Raw genomic sequence first — 17,648 nt, forward strand, 5'->3', positions numbered from 1 at the left:
ATGTCGTCGACGCAAGGTAGCATCGAGACGCAAGAAGCCATTGAACGGTTCGCCGAGGCTCTGCATCAACGAATCGGCGCTGACCGATACCGGTTGTGGTTCACCCATGGGGTTGGCTTCGACTTGGAGGTCGGCGAGTCACCCGATGATGGCAAGCCAACCGTGGTGGTGGTCATACGAACCAGTGGTCCGTTTGCCGCGCAGCGCATGGGCAACAGCTTCGCAACCGAATTGCGCGCCGCGGCGATGATTGCCTGTGGTGAGCGCTCTCGATATCGCATTGACGTGGAAGAAGCGGAGCAACCCGCCCCCAAGAAACGAACTCGCGCGGCCAAGGTCGCTGCGGAAGAGAAAGCGAGCACGAAGAGCAGCGGCGGGCGCCGCTCGACGGCGCGGCAGACCAGTGGTCGTGCCTCTACTGGTCGTGCCAGCACGGGACGGTCATCCGGTGGCCGTCGCGGATCAGCCAATAGTTTGGCCAACTTGCTTGCTCAATCCACCGCCACTGGCGATGACCGATCCGGTGGTTCGCGTGGTGGACGAGGTCGTTCACGCGGTCGGGTGGAACACGATCCCATCGCGGCGTCGGAGTTGCCTGAGGGAGATCAGTTCGACGATGAAGAGATGGATGACGAGGAAGTCGTCGTCTCGACACCCCGCGCGTCGAAATCCAAGCTTCCACCGCTTCCCGAATCGCAACCGACTGGCGGCCGAACGCTGGAAAGTTTCATCACCGGTCCCTGCAACGAATTCGCATTCTCCGCGGCGATGATGGCGGTTGCGACACCATCTGTTGCCACGCCGCTTTTCTTGCACGGCCCCACGGGGACGGGCAAGTCCCACTTGTTGGCGGCTTTGGCAAATGAGTTTCGAACTCGCCGGCGCATGCGACGCGTGGTGTTGCTGACCGCGGAACAATTCACCAATGACTTTGTCGTGTCGGTGGGCTCGACCGGTTTGCCAGCCTTCCGCCGACGATACCGGGACGTGGACGCGTTGCTGATCGACGACGTGCACTTCTTGGCTGCCAAAACGGCGACGTTGCGAGAAGCTTTGTACACCGTGGAAACCTTGGCGTCGGCGGGGAAACCGCTGGTCTTCTCGGCCAACCTACCTCCCAGTGACATCCGCGGGTTGACCGGCGAAGTGGCCGGGCGGATGGCATCGGGGTTGGTCTGTCCGCTGGCGGCGATCGATCAACAAACTCGATTTCAGCTGTTGCAGCGGATGGTCGCCACCCGCTGTGTGCTGGGATGTGACAACGCCTTGTTGGAAGAAGTCAGCGAACTGATTGGCGGCGACGCCCGTGCTGCGGGTGGCATCGCGAACCTGATTGGCATGTTGCAGCGAATGTTCCGTCGCGAACCCACGATCGACGAAATTCGTCGTTATGGTGGAGATTTGTTGCGAAGCACCCAGGTGGCCCCGACTTTGAGAAGCATCGAAAAAGCGGTTTGTGAGACTTTCGGGCTTGAAGGAGACGGGCTGCGCAGCAAAGCTCAAACAAGACGGGTCAGTGAACCTCGCACCCTGGCGATGTACTTGGCGCGTCAACACACCGGCAGTGCGTTCACTGAAATTGCCAAGCACTTCAATCGACGCAGCCACTCCAACGCGATCTCCGCCATCACGAAAGTGGAGACTTGGTTGTCCAGTGGCAAACCGATTGGTGCTGGCGACGGTGCCATGTCAGCACAAGACGCCATCGCTCGCGTGGAATCACGCTTGCGGGTGGGCTGATTGGCCAGTCCACTCATTGCCATCCATTCGCGGTGTTTCGATCACTTCCAATGGATTCGTTTCTTTGAACCATCCATCCGACCCCAACGGCAGCTTCACGGATGATCGCAGACAACAAGTTTGACGGACCCCATCGCGGCAAGAAGGAAAAGAAAGCCACGACCAGCGAGATTCTTGCGCGGCAACAGCCGTTTGATCGCGAAGCCGAGATGGGCGTGATCGGTTCCGTCCTGTTGATGCCCGACATCTGCGACGAGATCGCGTCGCTGAAGGCAGATGACTTTTACGACGAAGCCAACCAGATCATCTATCGCCACCTTCGAGACATGTTTGACTCGGGGGAAAAGATTGACATCACGTTGTTGGTGTCACGTATGCGAACTGCCGGTGACTTTGAAAAGGTCGGCGGTGCGGCGTATCTGGCACAGCTTGGTGGCAGTGTCGCCAATGCGGCGCACGCGGCGTTCTACGGTGAGATTGTGCGTGAGAAAGCGATGTTCCGTCGCTTGATCGAATCGGGCACCGAGATCCTACGAGATGCCTACGAACAGACTGGCACCGCCAAGGAGTTGTGCGCTCAAGCGGAACAAAAGGTTTTCGCGATCATGGAGGGGCGTTCTGGCAACTCCGTGTGGGCGATCAGCGACGTGCTGCACCAAGCGATGGATCGCATGGAAGCCCGGATGCGTGACGACTACGTCGAAGGCGGTGCCGAAACCGGCTTGACCGACTTTGACCAAATGACGGGTGGTTTGCACCACGGTGAGCTGATCATTTTGGCCGCTCGTCCTTCGATGGGGAAAACGGCACTCGCGATGAACATCGCCGAGCACGTTGCAATCGTGCAGCGCGAACCGGTTTTGTTCGTCAGCTTGGAAATGTCAGCGATCGAATTGGCTGACCGGATGCTGTGCAGTCTGTCTCGTGTGAACGGGCACCGGTTGCGAAACGGGACGATCAGTTCCGAAGACCGTGACCGCTTGGTTTCCAAAGCCAACGACATCAGCCAAGCCCCTCTGTTCGTGGACGATTCGCCCAGTCGAACGGTCAGCGAGATCGCCGCCGCGGCCCGTCGGATCAAACGCAAAGAGGACGGTCTGGGCTTGGTCGTGATTGACTACTTGCAGCTGATCGAGCCTGATAATTCACGTGACCCACGGCAGGAACAGGTTGCCAAGATCGCGCGTCGTTTGAAAGGGATGGCTCGTGAACTGGAAGTCCCGCTGCTGTGTTTGTCACAGCTCAACCGGCAAGCCGAAGACGGCAAGGATCACCGCCCGAAGTTGTCTCACCTTCGCGAGTCGGGTGCGATCGAGCAGGATGCCGACGTGGTGATGTTTGTTCACCGCGAAGAGTACTACCACCGCGGTGAGGACAAAGCTCAGTTCGCTGGGCAGGCCGAAATCATCATCGCCAAGCAACGGAACGGTCCGGTGGGTGATGTCGAGCTGACCTGGGAAGGCGACTTCACACGATTCAGCAACCGCGCCGCCGAACATCACAGCGAATTCGACGACTACCGAGAATTCACCAGCCCCGGCGGTTTCTAACGGTTGCTTCTCCCGTCGGCCAGGCCCCACCTGGCGATGGTCACTGGCCGGATCGTTCACCACACCACTGGCATGTTCCACCGCGGACACGCCTCGCTTTGTTCCAAAGCATCGGCGTGGATGCCAGGTGGAACCTGGCCTACAAGCGGATCGAGTGTAGGCCAGGTTCCACCTGGCGATGGTGGCTGGCCGGACTGTTCACCACACCACTGGCATGTTCCACCGCGAACACGCCTCGCTTTGTTCCAAAGCATCGGCGTGGGTGCCAGGTGGAACCTGGCCTACGTGCGGATTGAGCGTAGGCCAGGTTCCACCTGGCGATGGTGGCTGGCCGGATCGTTCACCACACCACTGGCATGCCCGACTGCGAACACGCCTCGCTTTGTTCCAAAGCATCGGCGTGGGTGCCAGGTGGAACCTGGCCTACATGCGGATCGCGCGTAGGCCAGGTCCTACCTGGCGATGGTGATTGGCCGGTTGAGTTGCCACGTCGATGTCGCGCGGAATTGGATTGACGGCCACTGGGCGTGGTGGTTGGATTCGCTTGGAGGCGTCCGGTATGCTCGGGGGATGTCAGTTTTTCGTCGGATGCATTTGCCGGGCGGGACGTTCTACTTCACTGTGGTGACCTATCAACGTCGGCCATTGTTTCAATCGAGGCTTGCGCGGACTTGTTTGCGGGAAGCGTTGAAAGAGCAATGGCAGTCGCACCCATTCAACTTGTTCGCGATCTGTCTGTTGTCCAATCATTTGCATTGCGTTTGGATTTTGCCACGCGGGGATTCGGACTACTCGGCTCGATGGCAGGGGATCAAGCGAGGCTTCACGCAGCGTTACCTCGACCAGGGAGGGAAAGAGTTGCCGGTGACGAGTGCGGAACGACGCGAAGGAAGGAACGGAATTTGGCAACCTCGATTCTGGGAGCACACCGTTCGGGATGAACAAGATTTGGAACGATGTGTGGATTACGTGCATTGGAACCCACGCAAGCACGATTTGGTGAGTCGGGTGCGCGACTACCCTTTTTCGAGCTTTCATCGATTCGTAGAAGAAGGACAGTACGAGTTGGATTGGGGTGGAAGCGATCCGGAGTTCAGGCAAGCCAGCAAAAGCAACTGGGGTGAACCGTGACATTGCCAAGAAGAATCACGTCGGCCAGGTTCTACCTGGCGATGGTGGCTGTCCGGTTGATTTGCCACGTCAAGGACATGCCCGACTGCGAACACGCCTCGCTTTGTGCCAAAGCATTGGCGTGGAAACCAGGTGGAACCTGGCCTACGAGCGGATCGAGTGTAGGCCAGGTTCCACCTGGCGATGGTGACTGGCCGGATCGTTCACCACACCGCTGACATGCTCCACCGCGGACACGCCTCGCTTTGTTCCAAAGCATCGGCGTGGATGCCAGGTGGAACCTGGCCTACGTGCGGATCGAGTGTAGGCCAGGTTCCACCTGGCGATGGTGGCTGGCCGGACTGTTCACCACACCACTGGCATGTTCCACCGCGAACACGCCTCGCTTTGTTCCAAAGCATCGGCGTGGATGCCAGGTGGAATCTGGCCTACGAGCGGATCGAGCGTCGGCCAGATTCTACCTGGCGATGGGGGTTGGCGGGGCGATTTACCATGTCGATGACATGCCCGACTGTGAACACGCCTCGCTTTGTTCCAAAGCGTCGGCGTGGACGCCAGGTGGAACCTGGCCTACGTGCGGATCGAGTGTCGGCCAGGTTCTACCTGGCGATGGTTGCTGGCCGGTTGAGTTGCCACGTCAAGGACATGTCCGACCGCGGACACGCCTCGCTTTGTTGTTACATCCACTCGGAGCCTTGTTGTCCTGAGCCGTCAGGATTGAAAATCTCAATACCACTGCATCGCGTAGTCTTTGAAACGTTGCAGGGTGGATTGGCGATGGGCGGGATTTGCGAATCGAGTGGCGAGTTCCGGGTGATCGGCCAGCCGTGACGCGAGCAATCGCGTGGCACCTTGCAGTTCACTCCAATGAGTCGAACCCGACGCAGCGAGTTCTGCTTCGCGGATGGCCAGGCGTGCTTGCACGCCTTCTCGAATGATCGGATCGGGGTGTTCGAACAAATGAAAGGTGGAGAGCAAACCTTCATCGCTGATGGGTTTGACTGCCAGCATCACCGAGGGAGCTGGGTATCCCGTGTTGACTTTGGAAACATTGTAGCGGTGTGCGAGGTAGTCGACCGGCGTGACACTGTAGGCGATCACGACGATGGTCAAGGCCAACATCTGTGAGCGAAGCAACCACCAGAAATTCTTGGTGGTCGCGATCTTGTAAACGACCAATGCGAATCCAATCGCGACGGCGGTGATCCCGAACAGGCCGACCATGCGAAGTTGCGTCATGCCGTTGTAGCCAATGTAGATCAGCAAACGGTTGTACACCGCCAAGGCGAGCAGCAGGTTTTCCGCGGACCAGATCCACGCCCACCAACGAACCTTGGGCATGCGAGGGTCGGCGAGCAGGCTGCGTCCGAAGATGACCGAGAGAGAAACCGTTGCCAGTCCCAAAGCGATGGTCAGCCACGCGGCGCCTTGATGAGCGTAACCGGCGTAGTAAAAACCCTCTGGGAAATCCCGTCGCCAAAGCGTCCAGAATTCAAAGCACAAGTAAGCGGCGAAGAGTGTCGCGACGGCAATCAACGTGTTGCGATAGGCGAAGTAGAGACTCGATTCCGCCGAAGCGATCGCTGGCTGGTTTTCCGATTGGTCGCCGAATCGCAGATGCGGACGGAGCGGGCGAATCAATCCAACGCCGATCGTCAGCGCCAAGACGCAGAAAGGGATTTCCCAAACGGAAAAATTGCTGAACCAATCCAAGGTGATGTTCCAGGCGGACTGAACGTGCCCGCTGACCCAGGAAACCAAATCAGGGTTGGCCATCACGAAAATCCCTCCGAACGCCAACACGGCGGCGACGGGAAGCAGGACTGAAGCAAGTCGATGATGGCTGCGAACCTGATCAATCGCTTGGCTGGTCAATCGGTAGCGAGAGATACGGTCGATGCCCGTGACGAAACTGCGGCCGAACCAAAGGAAGCCCTCCAACACAAAAGGAACCACACCGCTGGCGGCCATCGACATGGCAACCACCAAGACCGTTGCCGAGAAGATTGCCAACGGGGAACCTTGCCAGAGCAATCTCAGAGCAACCAAGCCGGACAGCGCCCCGCAAATGGCCAGCGAGCGTCGGTGAGGCAGGTTTTGGGTTGCATATCGAAAGAGGATCGGCGTCAGCACCAAGAAGATTGCGATCGACAAGTAAGTCGCCAGCCGGAAGATCAGCACGTCCGCAGCGAATGTCCAAACAAGTGCCGCGGTGATCTCGCGGGTTGCCAAACGAACCGGAATCCCACGGTCTTCACCCGCCACATTCGAGGGAGAATCAGGCAGGGGGTCGGCCGGGGTGCTCAGGTTGCTGGACATCGCATATCACCTTCGTGTGAGAGAAGACCCGGAGGCACATGAGAACAACGCCACCTGTTCCGGCCACCTCTTTCTGGCAACCTGTTCCGGATCGAACAGACCTGCCACGGGCAACCTCAGTATAGACCGGACGGTTGCAGGCGTGCCATTCACCGGGATTGTGAACGGTTGGTCGCTTCGCGATCGGTCTGGTGGGTCTTTGTCGATCGATCGGTTCGGCTCAGAAGAACGCGGCGGCGAAACGGGCGTTTGATTCGTGTCCAACGTGCGCGCTCAGCGATCAATCGATGGCTCCGTTCGCGTGGAAGTCGAGGCATCAACCAATCGATGCTCCGAACCAGACAGATTCTTCGGTTCTTCATCGAAGAAAGTTGGTGGCTGGCATAGTCGTTGCGTGAAGTCGGTGCTGTCGTCAGGCGGCGACGCCTTTCAATTCACGATCGATTCCACAGTTAACAAGAGGTATGTCATGACTTCATTCCGAAGAAGTCTCTTCTTCGCAGCAGCGGCCATCTGCTCCGCTTCCCTGCTTCCATCCGCCCAAGCTCAAACGTCCCTTTCGACCGGCGATGGGTTTTTGAAGGTGTCCAGTCAGATGCCGGAGGAGGTTCGTCTCGGCGAGAGTTTCAACTACACCGTCGAGGTCACGAACATTTCTGACGCGGTCACGCTTCATCAAGTGAAGTTGGCGCAGAAGAGCGCAGAAGGACTGACCATCGAATCCGTCTCTCAATCCGGCAAGCAACAGAACGAGAAGAAGTCGCAGTCCGAAGACAAACAGAAGAAGAACAACAGCAAGAATCAAATGGTGATTCAAATGCTGAAGCCGGGAGAGTCGAGAAAATTCGACGTCGAAGCGGTTGCGGACAAAGAAGGTGAGATCCGTAGTTGCTTGGAAGTGGTCAGCTACAAACCTGCGATTTGTTTGACCAGCGAGGCCGTCAAGCCCAAGTTGGAACTGACGAAGTTTGCGCCCAAAGAGGCCAATCGATGCAACGTCATCGAGGTGGAATACACGCTGAAGAATGGCGGCAGCGGCGATGTCGGTCCAATCACCATCACGGATTCGTTGGGCGATGGTTTGGCCACGATCGATGGTGAGAAAGAGTTGAAGTTCAATGTCGACGGGCTGAAAGCCGGTGACACTCGCAAGTTTTTGGCTCGCGTCTATGCGTCCAAGAGCGGTGAATTTGGCAGCCGTGCTGTGGCGAAAGCAGACGAAAGCGAGCTGAGTTCACGCAGTCAAAAGACGCAGACCAAAGTGGTTTCGGCTGACTTGGTGGCAAATGTCAATGGTCCCAACCGTCTGTATGGGAATGACTTGGCGCACTTCACTGCGACGATCACGAACCAAGGCAATGCTCCTGCCGAAGACGTTCGCATCAACCTGATGTGGCCTGAAGCAGCCAACCTGGCTGATCTGAGTGAGCCGCAGTTGAAGTCCGGCGATCAATCGCAACAGAGCAATTCGAAGAAGCAGTCCGAAGGTCAGCCAACCGTTGCAAAATCGGACAGTCAGTCGGATTCAAACTCGGAGAACGGCAAGCACAGTGAGCAATCACAGCAAGACGATTCGCCCAAGATGGCCGAGGAAATGCTGACGATTGAGAAACTGAATCCCGGCCAAAGTGCCACGATTGACTATGCCATTCGCACTGGAGAATTGGACGAAATTCCCACGAAGGTGAAGGCGACCAGTGTTTGCACGGTCGACCCGGCCAAATCGGAAGAAAATGCGACGACGCGTGCCACCGCCACTGCGATGGCCCGTGCCAAGGTCGTTCGTCTGCCGGCACTTCAACTGACGGTCGTTGACGACGAAGACCCTGTCAAAGACGGAAGCGAAGTGATTTACACCATCAAGGTTTGGAACGAAGGCGATGCGATCGACAACAATGTTCGTCTGACCGCTGAGCTGGCAGATGGGTTGAAGTTCGTGTCCGCTGATGGGCCAACGGAGTTGAAGGAAGATGGCCAGTCGATCCAGTTTGCTCCCATCAAGAAGATGCAGCCTGGTGATGAAGTGACCTACACCGTGAAAGCCGAAGGCGATGGAGAAGGTTCGGTCCGATTGACAACTCAATTGGCCAGCCAATCGCTGTCGTCGAAAATCACAGCGGAAGAACCCACACGGATCTTCAAACGCTGATCGGTTGATTGCCAGTCTGAACTGGCGAACGACGGACGACTGACCCCACAGGCTCGCGGCTCTTTTGGCTGCGGGCCTGTTTTTCGTTGGCGTGGTTCCTGCGGGCAATCGCGATCGGAATGAGATTTGCGACTACTAATTGGGGACTGACGTGCGATTCGTGATCTTTCGAAACGCAAGAATGCTTTCACATCCTTTCGATCCCCACAACCTTTGAGCTTCCATGGGCGACTCGCTTCAGCAGCGAATACGAATCGATCGTCCGGTTGATTCGGGCAGAACGAGATCGATCGTCGACTCTCATTCGTCTTCCGGGGGAAGCGATCCGTGGCTGATTGTGATCGCCATTTGTTTGCTCTGCGGTTTGCTGTATCTGGGTGCGGCTTTGTTTGTGCCGCTGTCAATCGCTGTGCTGGCGTACCTGACGTTGCGACCCGCGGTTTCGCGTCTTTGCAAACGAGGGATTCCCAAGTCGTTGGCCAGTGGTTTGGTCATTCTGGTTGCGTTCCTTTCGATCGCCTTGATCGCAACGCTTCTCTATTCACCGATGCAAACGTGGATGGACCGTGCGCCCGAGAGCTTGCATCGATTTCGAGGGAACTTCGATTCTCTGACCGAGCGGATCGATGAGGTGAATGAAGCGGAAGAATCGGTGCGAAAGACCGGGGAAGAAATCGGTGTCGAGCAAACACTGAAGATTCAAGTGGATCAGCCTGGGTTGATTGATTCTTCGTATCTGATCAACACGACCGGAAGCGTGTTGGCGTTCATCATGGCCATTGCCGTGTTGACGTTCTTCATGCTTTCGACGGGGGACGATCTTCTCAATCGAATCTTGAACGTGTTGCCCGATGAGGAGCGGCGCGAGAGCGTCTTGAGAACCATTGGAGACATACAGGACAATGTCGGCCGCTATCTCGCACAAATCAGTGCGATCAATTTGGGGCTGGCTGTCGCGGCGACGCTGGTCATGTGGGCGGTGGGAATGCCGACGCCGATTCTTTGGGGCGTCTTGGCGGGATTGTTTAATTTCATTCCCTATGTCGGACCTTTGGGGGCGACAGGGTTGGTGTTGTTGGCTGCAGGCAGTGCGTTTGACTCCTCCACGCGAGCGCTGATGACCGCGTTTGCGTTCTGGTTGGTGACCGCGATCGAAGGGCAATTCATCACACCCGCCGTGGTCGGTCGAACGTTGAAAGTCGGCCCGATTGTGGTTTTGGTCGCGGTTGCGTTTTGGGGAGTGATGTGGGGATTGCCCGGTGTTTTGTTGGCTGTCCCGATGCTGATCATGATGCGCCAGATCTTCGCCGCGTTCGATTCGACGTTCCCGCTGGCTGTTGTTCTGGGGGAAGAATCGTGTGACGAAAGCACGGAGGATTGTGAACCCATCAAAGAGGATCAACCCATCGCTGAGATGGCGACGTCGTGAAGCGGGGACGCGCATTCGCCACGTTTTGAATGAGAACCGGCATGAGCTTTGCGAATGATGAGACGCAGTTTATTTGACCGTGGATGTCATGGCATGTTCCGGTCCGAAATCCGCGTTTGCAACGCCATCGTCACCTTCCACTGTGTTCCATCGAGGCCTCATTCATGTCTGCCAACACGACCTCTCGTTTCTCCTGGCGTGGTTTTCAAGAAGCTCGTTTGCCGCAAGTTCCTTCTTGGGTCGAAACCCTTGGCCGTGCGGGGCACATTGCCAAGGGCGTCGTGTATTTCATCGTTGGCTTCCTCGCCTTTCGTGTCACGATTGGTGCCGGTGGTGAAGTGGGCGGGGCTCGCAATGCGATTCGAGAGATTGGCGAGCAACCCTATGGCAAATTGATGTTGGGATTGGTCGCGATTGGTTTGCTCGGCTACACCGCTTGGCGTTGGGTGCAAGCAATCCAAGACACCGAAGGGGCTGGCACGGAAGCGAAAGGGTTGGTGAAGCGAACCGGATACGCGATCAGTGGTGTTGCGTACGCGGTGCTCGGTTCCTATGCGGGATCGCTGTCACTGGGTTGGGTGGGTGGCACATCGAGTGGGCAATCGTCAAAAGCGTCCTTCCTGCTGGATAGCATGCCAGGGCGGATCGTCCTTGGGGCTGCAGGGGCCATCACAATTGGTGTGGGAATCTACTTTGCGGTGAAGGGTTACCATGCCAAGTTCATGACGAAGTATCAGTTGGCTGAGATGGGCGACGCATTTCGGACAACGGCGCTGCACGCCGGTCGCATTGGTTTGATCACACGCGGGATCGCTTTTGTAATCATCGGATACTTCTTGGCTCAGTCCGCTTGGCAGGGAACTGGGAATGGAGAGATCGCGGGAATGGGAGATGCACTTTCGGCCATTGCGAGCCAGACGTACGGTCGAATTTTGTTGGGGGTCGTTGGATTCGGCTTGATGGCCTACGCGGTGCATATGTTTCTGCTCGGATGCTACCGAAGATTCAATGTTGCGAACTGATCTGGCGGCCCTTTGCGAACAGAAAACGGGTCAGTCACGCCCGGACGCCGCGACTTCGCTGGCATCCTTAATGGGGGTTTGATTCTCTTGTCGGGCCAATGGAGGATGGCAGGGTGCCCGAAAGGGGCCACTGCCTGCTCCATCTGGGGTATGCTAATGCGTTCCAAGCAACTTCGCCCTGGCACTGATCGATGCCAATTTGCAAACCGCGTGGTGGGATGGTGAGAGAGCTTCGAGGCTTGGACGAGTTTTCACGTTGGCGATTGGGCGGTCCGCGCAATCGCCTTTGTGAGTCGTCACGTGCCAATTTCTTTCGATCAGCAAAGTCGGGGTTCGATCATGTCAGCACAAGCATCTCCTGTTTTCAAATCACCCGGAAATGATTCCGAGATGAACGAAGCGGCGGCCAAAGCCCGCAAGACGTTTCGCTATTTTTGGCGTGAGATGGCATGGGAACGTCGCCGGATCATCCCAGGTCTGGAGATGGCCGCAGTGAAGGCAACCTTCACTGATCCGCCTGAAGTTCGAGCCCAGGATCCCGATGCGTTGGAATGCGAACACATGTGGTTGATGGATGTCAGCTTTGATGGGCGCAAGGTCGAAGGGACTTTGATCAACGCGCCAACTTCCTTGAAGAGCGTCAGCGAAGGAGATCGAGTCAGAATTCCAGGGCGTCAGTTGTGTGATTGGATGTATGTGATGTCAGGCGACGTGTACGGAGGGTTCACGGTTGATTTGATGCGTGCACGGATGAGTGATTCGGAACGCAAGCAGCATGACCAGGCATGGGGCTTCGATTTTGGAGCTGTGGGCATGGTCAATTTGGTTCCCCCCGATTACATCGGTGAATCCGCAACGAAGAAGAAGGGCTTGTTTTCTCGTTTCAGTCACCCGGAGGTCAAGCCGCAGGACTACGAGAAGGTGGCCGAGACGGAGCATCCGATGTCGGTCAACATGCGAGACTCATTCGACGAGACGCTAACCGAGAATCCGGAGTTGGTTCACGAAGCGGACGACAACGGATACACATTCCTGCATCAATTGGCGTTGGCGGGGTCGTTGGACGGCGTCGATGTGTGCTTGAAACATGGGGCCGATCCGAGCAAGGCTGCTCCAAACGGGATGACGCCTTCCACGCTCGCGAAGAGCTTGGGATGGAAGCGTGTGATGTCTCGATTGCAGGACGCCGGTGTAGGCGATTGAGGGTTCCGGTTTTGCCATAGCGGCAACATGCGTCGCTTCCGCGATCTGACCCGTTAGACTGAAGGTGGGCAATGGAGCCCGCCTGAGTCAATCCCGGGAGATGTCTGTTATGAAGTCGGTTTGGTGTCGAGTGCTTGCCATTTTTCTGCTTCTGATCGTTGCGGTGGTGCCAACGATCGCGAATGCGACCGATGCCGCGACGAACGAGAAGATTTGCCGGGTTGCGATGGCCCAGATCTATTGCATCGATGGTGACCGAGAAGGAAATCTCAGACGCATTGAGAATGCCGTCGCGGAGGCGTCCAGCGAGGGAGCCGAGATCGTCTGTTTTCCAGAGACTTCTTTGTACGGGTGGGTGAACCCGAAAGCTCATGAGTTGGCAGGACCCATCCCGGGAAAAGACACGGAGGCTTTGTCCAAGATTGCTCAGCAACACGGTGTGTATCTGTCCGTCGGAGTGTCGGAGAAGGACGGCGAACGGTTGTTTGATTCCGTGGTGCTGTTGGACGACGATGGCAGTTTGATTCTGAAGCATCGAAAGATGAATGTGCTCACGCATCTGATGAGCCCTCCGTACACACGCGGCGAGACGGTTGAAGTCGTCGAAACGAAGTTTGGCCGGGTTGGCATGCTGATTTGTGCCGACACGTTTGATGAGGAAGTGGTCGAGCGGATGGCTGCCCAGCAGCCGGATTTGCTGCTGGTGCCCTACGGTTGGGCAGCCCAGGCTGACGCATGGCCTGGGCATGGTCCATCGCTTCGCCACACGATCGCCAAGGCGGCCAAGACAATCGGGTGTCCCATTGTGGGCACCAACTTGGTTGGCAGTATCAGCGGCGGCCCCTGGCAGGGGATGATTTACGGCGGGCAAAGCTACGCCGTGACACCCGATGGCACGGTTCTTTCCCAAGGTGCGGATCGAGATCGAGAGATCTGTGTGGTGGATGTGGTGGTGGGGGAGTGAAGAGTGGCTCAGGGCCACAGGAACTCAGAACTCAGAACTCAGAACTCAGAACTCAGAACTCAGAACTCAGAACTCAGGACTCAGGACTCAGAACTCAGGACTCAGGACTCAGGACTCAGGACTCAGCGTGGTGTTCGAGTGGGGATGACTTTTTGAAAAACCGTTTGGCGCTTTCTTGCAAAGACCTTTGATGCCGTCCGAGCCCAATCCCTATTCTGTTGCTGGAAACGCAGACAACCACGTCGTTGCTGAGGAACCACGAACGTTCCTGGGCGGCCTCCTGGTGTTCATTCGAGTGGCGTTGCTGTCGGTCATTTGGATGATCGTGTTTTTCTTTGCGGCGGCGGTCGTGCTCGGCTTTCTGACCGGCATTTACATCTCCGTTCGCTACGCCGGAAGCAACACGCCGGCAGAGCCGAGTGCGTGGATCAGCATCGTGTGGATGCTCGCGCCCCAAGTGATTGGGGTTCTCGGTCTCGTGCTCGGGTTGCTGGGGAAATTGCCTGGGACGCGGCGGTGACGTCACTCGTCGACGCGTTGAACGTCGACGTAGTAGGCACCGCAGATCGGTTGTTGCTTGCTGTTGAGCATCCAGGTTTGCATTTCGATAGGACCCGCGGTGAGTTGCGTTCGGAATGTGATTGATTCGCCAGATGAATCCGCCGGGCTGGTTTGATCGAAGTCGCCGATCTTGAGCCGGCCAGACTTGATTGGAAGCGAGACACCAGCGGGAAATGTTCCGTCAGTGACTTGCTTCATCGGAATGGCTTGGTCGAGTTTCAGGCCCGATTCCTTGGGCCAGCGCCGCAGTGCGAACTCATACGTTCCAGGTTGGTCGACGATCAGATGCCACACGCCGTTCTTGCGCACGCCGCGGCGGATTTGGACTTGTTGATCAACGAAAATGTCCAGCCATTCGCAAGCGGTCAGCAAGCTGGGGTTTTCTTGTTCGCTGCCGATCACGACGCGTTCCGGCGTCATCACATCGTCTTTGACACCGTCCCACCATGTCGTCAAGTGAGCACGCATCTTGGCGACAATTTCGGGGTGAGCTTGCGCGACGTTGTGGTCTTGGTAAAGGTCGTCTTCCACGTTGTACAAGCGTTTGTTTTCCAGCAGTCGCCACTTCTTCCACATCACGGCAGCACCGTTGCGGCGCGGGATCGCGGGATTGCCTTTGGTGTAGGTGACCTTGAACTGCGGCATGCGACTGTAGTTGATGACCAGCATGCGATCGGCCAACGAATCGGTTTCGCCGCGAAGACGATCGGCAAGACTGATGCCATCCAGCGGTCCGGGCAGGTGTTCGTCGCAATCAGCCAAGTCCGCCAGGGTTGGCAGAAGGTCTTGCACGTGCGTCAGGTCGTCGACCTTTTGAGCGGTGAGTTGATTGGGCCAACGGATCAGGCAAGGCACACGGTGACCGCCTTCCCAGAGTTGCGTCTTCTTGCCACGCATCCCGGCGTTGAAGTAGTGGTGCCCAAACGTGCTGCCGTTGTCGGTGAGGAACACCAGGATTGTGTTGTCTGCGAGTCCTGATTCATCCAGGAACTGATTCAGCTTTCGCATGTTGTCATCGATGTTCAGTCCCATCGCGAGGAAGCTGATCAGGTCTTCAAGATTGCTGGGCGTGGCGTCGAGCTTTTGCTGAAGTTCTTGCTGGAGTGCTTGGTCCCTGCCGATCATCTGGCGGACTCGATCGCGATACTGATCGGGAACAAACCAAGGCCAATGGGCGGAGTTCAGTGGGATGAAGGCAAAGAAGGGTGAGCCTTGTGAGTTGGATTGCTTGGCCCACTCGATCGCTTCGTCAAAGAACACATCGGTGCAATACCCAGAGTAGGCGACGCGTTTCCCGTTTCGGATGTAAGTGTCATCGAAGTAGTCATTGTCCCAGTGATCGGGGACGCTGTTGATGTGCGAGGAAGGGAACCACAACGCTTCGTCAAAACCTCGGTCTTCGGGCCGGAATGGGTGGTTGTCGCCGAGGTGCCACTTGCCAAAGATTCCGGTTTGGTAGCCAGCGTCTTGGAAGACATCGGCCATCGTTTTCAAATCATGTCGCAGCAGGGTTCGACCGCTGCTGACGTTGATCGCGGCATTGCGGAAGGCGTCCAAGCCGGACAGCAATTGTCCCCGGGTAGGCGTGCACATGGGAGCGACGTGGAAGTCCGTCAACTGAACACTTTGTGATGCCAGTTGATCAATCGCAGGCGTTTGGATGTAAGGGTTGCCGTTGAAGGAGAAGTCGCCGTAGCCCTGGTCATCGGTCATGACCAGAACAATGTTGGGCCGTTCGTCGGGATCTGCTCGGAGGGAGACTGGGGATAGGAATTGACCAACCAGTGCGGCGCAAACGCAAATCGCGAGTGACGTTGCGCGGAGGCTCACAGGACCCGCGAATGCTCGGGAACGAACGAGCGTTTTCGGTCGACGCGTCGAATTGCCTGGAGGCTGAATCATGTTGAATCTCTTGGGATGAACACGCACTGGCGTGGGAGGGGATGGCGGGAAGTTAGTTTAGAATGGAGGCATGAAATGCGATCTAGACAGCAACCTCCCGGAATGGATTGTCGAACATCCTGAAACCACGAAAGTGTTCCAGGGATGGGGGTTGGACACGAGTTGCGCTGGCAAGTCCCTGCGGTATGTCTGCATTCACGCAGGGGTCAGTCCCGCAGAAGTCCTGCAGGAGCTGGAATCGGCCGTCAACACCTCCGAGCTGGATGGCCGCGGTGCTGGCTAGATTCCATCCTCCCGCTGCCCAAAGTTGCCCCGAATTGTACGTCGTTGGCGGGGCGTTTGCGAATGGTTGCTGTCATACCCCCTGTGATGGACCTGATCGGCTTGTCCATCTTGAAGATTGGTTGCGACCAGCCCAGTGGGGACCGCGACGGATTCCTTGAAGAACCCGAATCTCCATTGTTTCGCACCAGCGATCACTCATGGCTTGATTGCCTGTCCCGCATTCGAGCGACAGGCGTGCGTTTTCAAGCGGGTTCGCGATCGAGCAAGCTAGAAAAATCGTTGGGTTTGGGGCTGACGCGAGCTAGAATGGAGGCATGACTCAACCAAAGAATTTGATCAATCGACGTGCTTGTTTGTCGTCACTGGGGTGTTCGGGCATTGGAGTGTTCGCCGCGGCGGGATCGGTGCTGTCGATCGGTCGTGCCATGGGGCAGGACGGTGTGTCGGAAGAACAGCCTGGTGCCGTGTCACAGGCGTCCGTTGCTGCGGCACCAATCGATCTGACAAAACCTCAGACGACCCGCTGGCGTCTGGGCGTGAACATCGACACGCCGGTGACAATCACTTCGGGTCTCGCGACATTTCCCGTGTTCATGGATTGGCCGGAGCAGACGGTTTCCATCGTCAGCCGAACGGTCGAGGGTCGCGTCGGCAATGTCGCGGTTCGCGAACTCGATGGGGCTCGGCAAGTCGTCGTCGCGATTCCCAGGCTGACTTCCAGTGGGAGCATTCAGGTTGAGTTGGAAATGGAGGTTGTTCGACAGCCGATCGTGGCGCCAACGGAGACCGATGACTTGGTCGTTCCATTGCGGATGCCACGTGAGCTGCGAGCGTTCATGGGAAACAGTCCTATGATTGACGCAGGCCATCCGGCGATTCGGGCGTTGTCCCGCGAATTGTCTGCCGACGCGCCGGAGTCGTCTTGGGAGCAGGTGCGGCAGATTTACGATGTGGTTCGTGACAAGGTGCGTTACGAGGAAGGGCCGATTCGGGAAGCGTCTGATGCACTGAAGACGGGCGTCGGTGATTGTGAAGACATGACGAGTCTGTTTGTTGCCTTGTGTCGGAACGCTGGCATTCCCGCGCGGATGGTTTGGATCCCAGGGCATTGCTACCCCGAGTTCTACTTGGAACCGAAGGACGTCAAGGCCGAGCGTGGTGAGTTGGCGGGAACCTGGTACCCGTGTCAGGCGGCTGGGACGGAGCAGTTTGGTGGAATGTTGGAATCGCGTCCGGTGCTGCAAAAGGGCGATCGGTTCCGGGTTCCGGAGCAGCGGACGCCCGTCCGCTATGTCGCCGAATTCTTTCGGTGCGATCGTCAGGGATCCAAGGCCCCACGAGTCGAGTTTGTCCGCAAGCCCGTTTGAGGGCGGCGTCCTGGAGCAACGATCGA

Annotated in this window: 17 protein-coding genes; 11 read left to right on the plus strand and 6 right to left on the minus strand. The window is 57.2% G+C overall.

What is annotated here, in order from left to right; genetic code table 11:
- Positions 1 to 1,740, plus strand: a complete 1,740-nt coding sequence (locus UH5x_RS00005) for a DnaA/Hda family protein (protein ID WP_047817266.1) — start codon at positions 1 to 3, stop codon at positions 1,738 to 1,740.
- Between the two features lie 101 nt (positions 1,741 to 1,841).
- Entirely contained in the window at positions 1,842 to 3,290 is a 1,449-nt protein-coding gene (gene dnaB / locus UH5x_RS00010; protein WP_047817239.1) for a replicative DNA helicase, read from the plus strand.
- 139 nt (positions 3,291 to 3,429) lie between these two features.
- Here the strand turns inward: dnaB and UH5x_RS00015 are convergent, their stop codons facing one another.
- Positions 3,430 to 3,612 carry a DUF1589 domain-containing protein gene (locus UH5x_RS00015; protein ID WP_482636088.1) on the minus strand — a complete coding sequence of 61 codons (183 nt, stop codon included), beginning with the start codon at positions 3,610 to 3,612 and terminating at the stop codon, positions 3,430 to 3,432.
- Complete coding sequence (locus UH5x_RS00020) at positions 3,572 to 3,664, minus strand: hypothetical protein (protein ID WP_482634274.1); 93 nt, start codon at positions 3,662 to 3,664, stop codon at positions 3,572 to 3,574. Before UH5x_RS00020 ends, UH5x_RS00015 begins: the two co-directional genes overlap by 41 nt.
- Positions 3,665 to 3,860: 196 nt before the next feature.
- Here UH5x_RS00020 and UH5x_RS00025 point away from each other — a divergent pair, with 196 nt between their 5' ends.
- Positions 3,861 to 4,421 (plus strand): REP-associated tyrosine transposase, encoded by a 561-nt coding sequence (locus tag UH5x_RS00025; protein ID WP_482634275.1) that lies wholly within the window; start codon positions 3,861 to 3,863, stop codon positions 4,419 to 4,421.
- 144 nt (positions 4,422 to 4,565) lie between these two features.
- On the opposite strand, the gene UH5x_RS00030 is transcribed toward UH5x_RS00025, so the two are convergent.
- The 3 genes from UH5x_RS00030 to UH5x_RS00040 all read right to left on the minus strand — a co-directional run bounded on the left by UH5x_RS00030 (position 4,566) and on the right by UH5x_RS00040 (position 6,740).
- A complete protein-coding gene (locus UH5x_RS00030) occupies positions 4,566 to 4,748 on the minus strand; it encodes a DUF1589 domain-containing protein (RefSeq protein WP_482636089.1) in 183 nt (60 codons plus the stop codon).
- Positions 4,708 to 4,800: a hypothetical protein gene (locus tag UH5x_RS00035; RefSeq protein ID WP_482634276.1), complete on the minus strand. Its 93-nt coding sequence runs from the start codon at positions 4,798 to 4,800 to the stop codon at positions 4,708 to 4,710. Before UH5x_RS00035 ends, UH5x_RS00030 begins: the two co-directional genes overlap by 41 nt.
- A 347-nt stretch (positions 4,801 to 5,147) precedes the next feature.
- Positions 5,148 to 6,740, minus strand: coding sequence for a DUF4153 domain-containing protein (locus UH5x_RS00040; RefSeq protein ID WP_482634277.1), 1,593 nt, complete (start codon positions 6,738 to 6,740; stop codon positions 5,148 to 5,150).
- Between the two features lie 469 nt (positions 6,741 to 7,209).
- Here UH5x_RS00040 and UH5x_RS00045 point away from each other — a divergent pair, with 469 nt between their 5' ends.
- The 6 genes from UH5x_RS00045 to UH5x_RS00070 all read left to right on the plus strand — a co-directional run bounded on the left by UH5x_RS00045 (position 7,210) and on the right by UH5x_RS00070 (position 14,027).
- Complete coding sequence (locus UH5x_RS00045; RefSeq protein ID WP_482634278.1) at positions 7,210 to 8,889, plus strand: COG1361 family protein; 1,680 nt, start codon at positions 7,210 to 7,212, stop codon at positions 8,887 to 8,889.
- Between the two features lie 223 nt (positions 8,890 to 9,112).
- The gene (locus UH5x_RS00050; protein WP_482634279.1) at positions 9,113 to 10,318 is read left to right on the plus strand and encodes an AI-2E family transporter; all 1,206 of its coding nucleotides are present in this window, start codon (positions 9,113 to 9,115) and stop codon (positions 10,316 to 10,318) included.
- A 164-nt stretch (positions 10,319 to 10,482) separates the two neighbouring features.
- A complete protein-coding gene (locus UH5x_RS00055) occupies positions 10,483 to 11,340 on the plus strand; it encodes a DUF1206 domain-containing protein (RefSeq protein ID WP_482634280.1) in 858 nt (285 codons plus the stop codon).
- 390 nt (positions 11,341 to 11,730) lie between these two features.
- Positions 11,731 to 12,543 (plus strand): DUF2314 domain-containing protein, encoded by an 813-nt coding sequence (locus tag UH5x_RS00060; protein ID WP_047817263.1) that lies wholly within the window; start codon positions 11,731 to 11,733, stop codon positions 12,541 to 12,543.
- A 130-nt stretch (positions 12,544 to 12,673) separates the two neighbouring features.
- On the plus strand, positions 12,674 to 13,507 hold the full coding sequence (locus tag UH5x_RS00065; RefSeq protein ID WP_482634281.1) for a carbon-nitrogen hydrolase family protein: 834 nt from the start codon (positions 12,674 to 12,676) through the stop codon (positions 13,505 to 13,507).
- Positions 13,508 to 13,697: 190 nt separating this feature from the next.
- Complete coding sequence (locus UH5x_RS00070) at positions 13,698 to 14,027, plus strand: hypothetical protein (RefSeq protein ID WP_482634282.1); 330 nt, start codon at positions 13,698 to 13,700, stop codon at positions 14,025 to 14,027.
- A gap of 2 nt (positions 14,028 to 14,029) precedes the next feature.
- On the opposite strand, the gene UH5x_RS00075 is transcribed toward UH5x_RS00070, so the two are convergent.
- Entirely contained in the window at positions 14,030 to 15,781 is a 1,752-nt protein-coding gene (locus UH5x_RS00075; protein ID WP_482634283.1) for an arylsulfatase, read from the minus strand.
- 259 nt (positions 15,782 to 16,040) lie between these two features.
- Here UH5x_RS00075 and UH5x_RS00080 point away from each other — a divergent pair, with 259 nt between their 5' ends.
- Together UH5x_RS00080 and UH5x_RS00085 are read left to right on the plus strand one after the other, a co-directional pair.
- A complete protein-coding gene (locus UH5x_RS00080; RefSeq protein ID WP_482634284.1) occupies positions 16,041 to 16,253 on the plus strand; it encodes a hypothetical protein in 213 nt (70 codons plus the stop codon).
- Positions 16,254 to 16,569: 316 nt separating this feature from the next.
- Positions 16,570 to 17,622 carry a transglutaminase-like domain-containing protein gene (locus UH5x_RS00085; RefSeq protein WP_047817229.1) on the plus strand — a complete coding sequence of 351 codons (1,053 nt, stop codon included), beginning with the start codon at positions 16,570 to 16,572 and terminating at the stop codon, positions 17,620 to 17,622.
- The last annotated feature ends 26 nt before the right edge of the window (positions 17,623 to 17,648 follow it).

It is taken from the genome of Rhodopirellula sp. UH5, assembly GCF_056839225.1.

Coding starts and splice junctions, on each gene's coding strand:
- UH5x_RS00005 (WP_047817266.1), top strand. CDS start 1: ATGTCGTCGACGCAAGGTAGCATCGAGACGCAAGAAGCCATTGAACGG.
- dnaB (WP_047817239.1), top strand. CDS start 1,842: ATGATCGCAGACAACAAGTTTGACGGACCCCATCGCGGCAAGAAGGAA.
- UH5x_RS00025 (WP_482634275.1), top strand. CDS start 3,861: ATGTCAGTTTTTCGTCGGATGCATTTGCCGGGCGGGACGTTCTACTTC.
- UH5x_RS00040 (WP_482634277.1), bottom strand. CDS start 6,740: ATGTCCAGCAACCTGAGCACCCCGGCCGACCCCCTGCCTGATTCTCCC.
- UH5x_RS00045 (WP_482634278.1), top strand. CDS start 7,210: ATGACTTCATTCCGAAGAAGTCTCTTCTTCGCAGCAGCGGCCATCTGC.
- UH5x_RS00050 (WP_482634279.1), top strand. CDS start 9,113: ATGGGCGACTCGCTTCAGCAGCGAATACGAATCGATCGTCCGGTTGAT.
- UH5x_RS00055 (WP_482634280.1), top strand. CDS start 10,483: ATGTCTGCCAACACGACCTCTCGTTTCTCCTGGCGTGGTTTTCAAGAA.
- UH5x_RS00060 (WP_047817263.1), top strand. CDS start 11,731: ATGAACGAAGCGGCGGCCAAAGCCCGCAAGACGTTTCGCTATTTTTGG.
- UH5x_RS00070 (WP_482634282.1), top strand. CDS start 13,698: ATGCCGTCCGAGCCCAATCCCTATTCTGTTGCTGGAAACGCAGACAAC.
- UH5x_RS00075 (WP_482634283.1), bottom strand. CDS start 15,781: ATGACCGATGACCAGGGCTACGGCGACTTCTCCTTCAACGGCAACCCT.
- UH5x_RS00080 (WP_482634284.1), top strand. CDS start 16,041: ATGAAATGCGATCTAGACAGCAACCTCCCGGAATGGATTGTCGAACAT.
- UH5x_RS00085 (WP_047817229.1), top strand. CDS start 16,570: ATGACTCAACCAAAGAATTTGATCAATCGACGTGCTTGTTTGTCGTCA.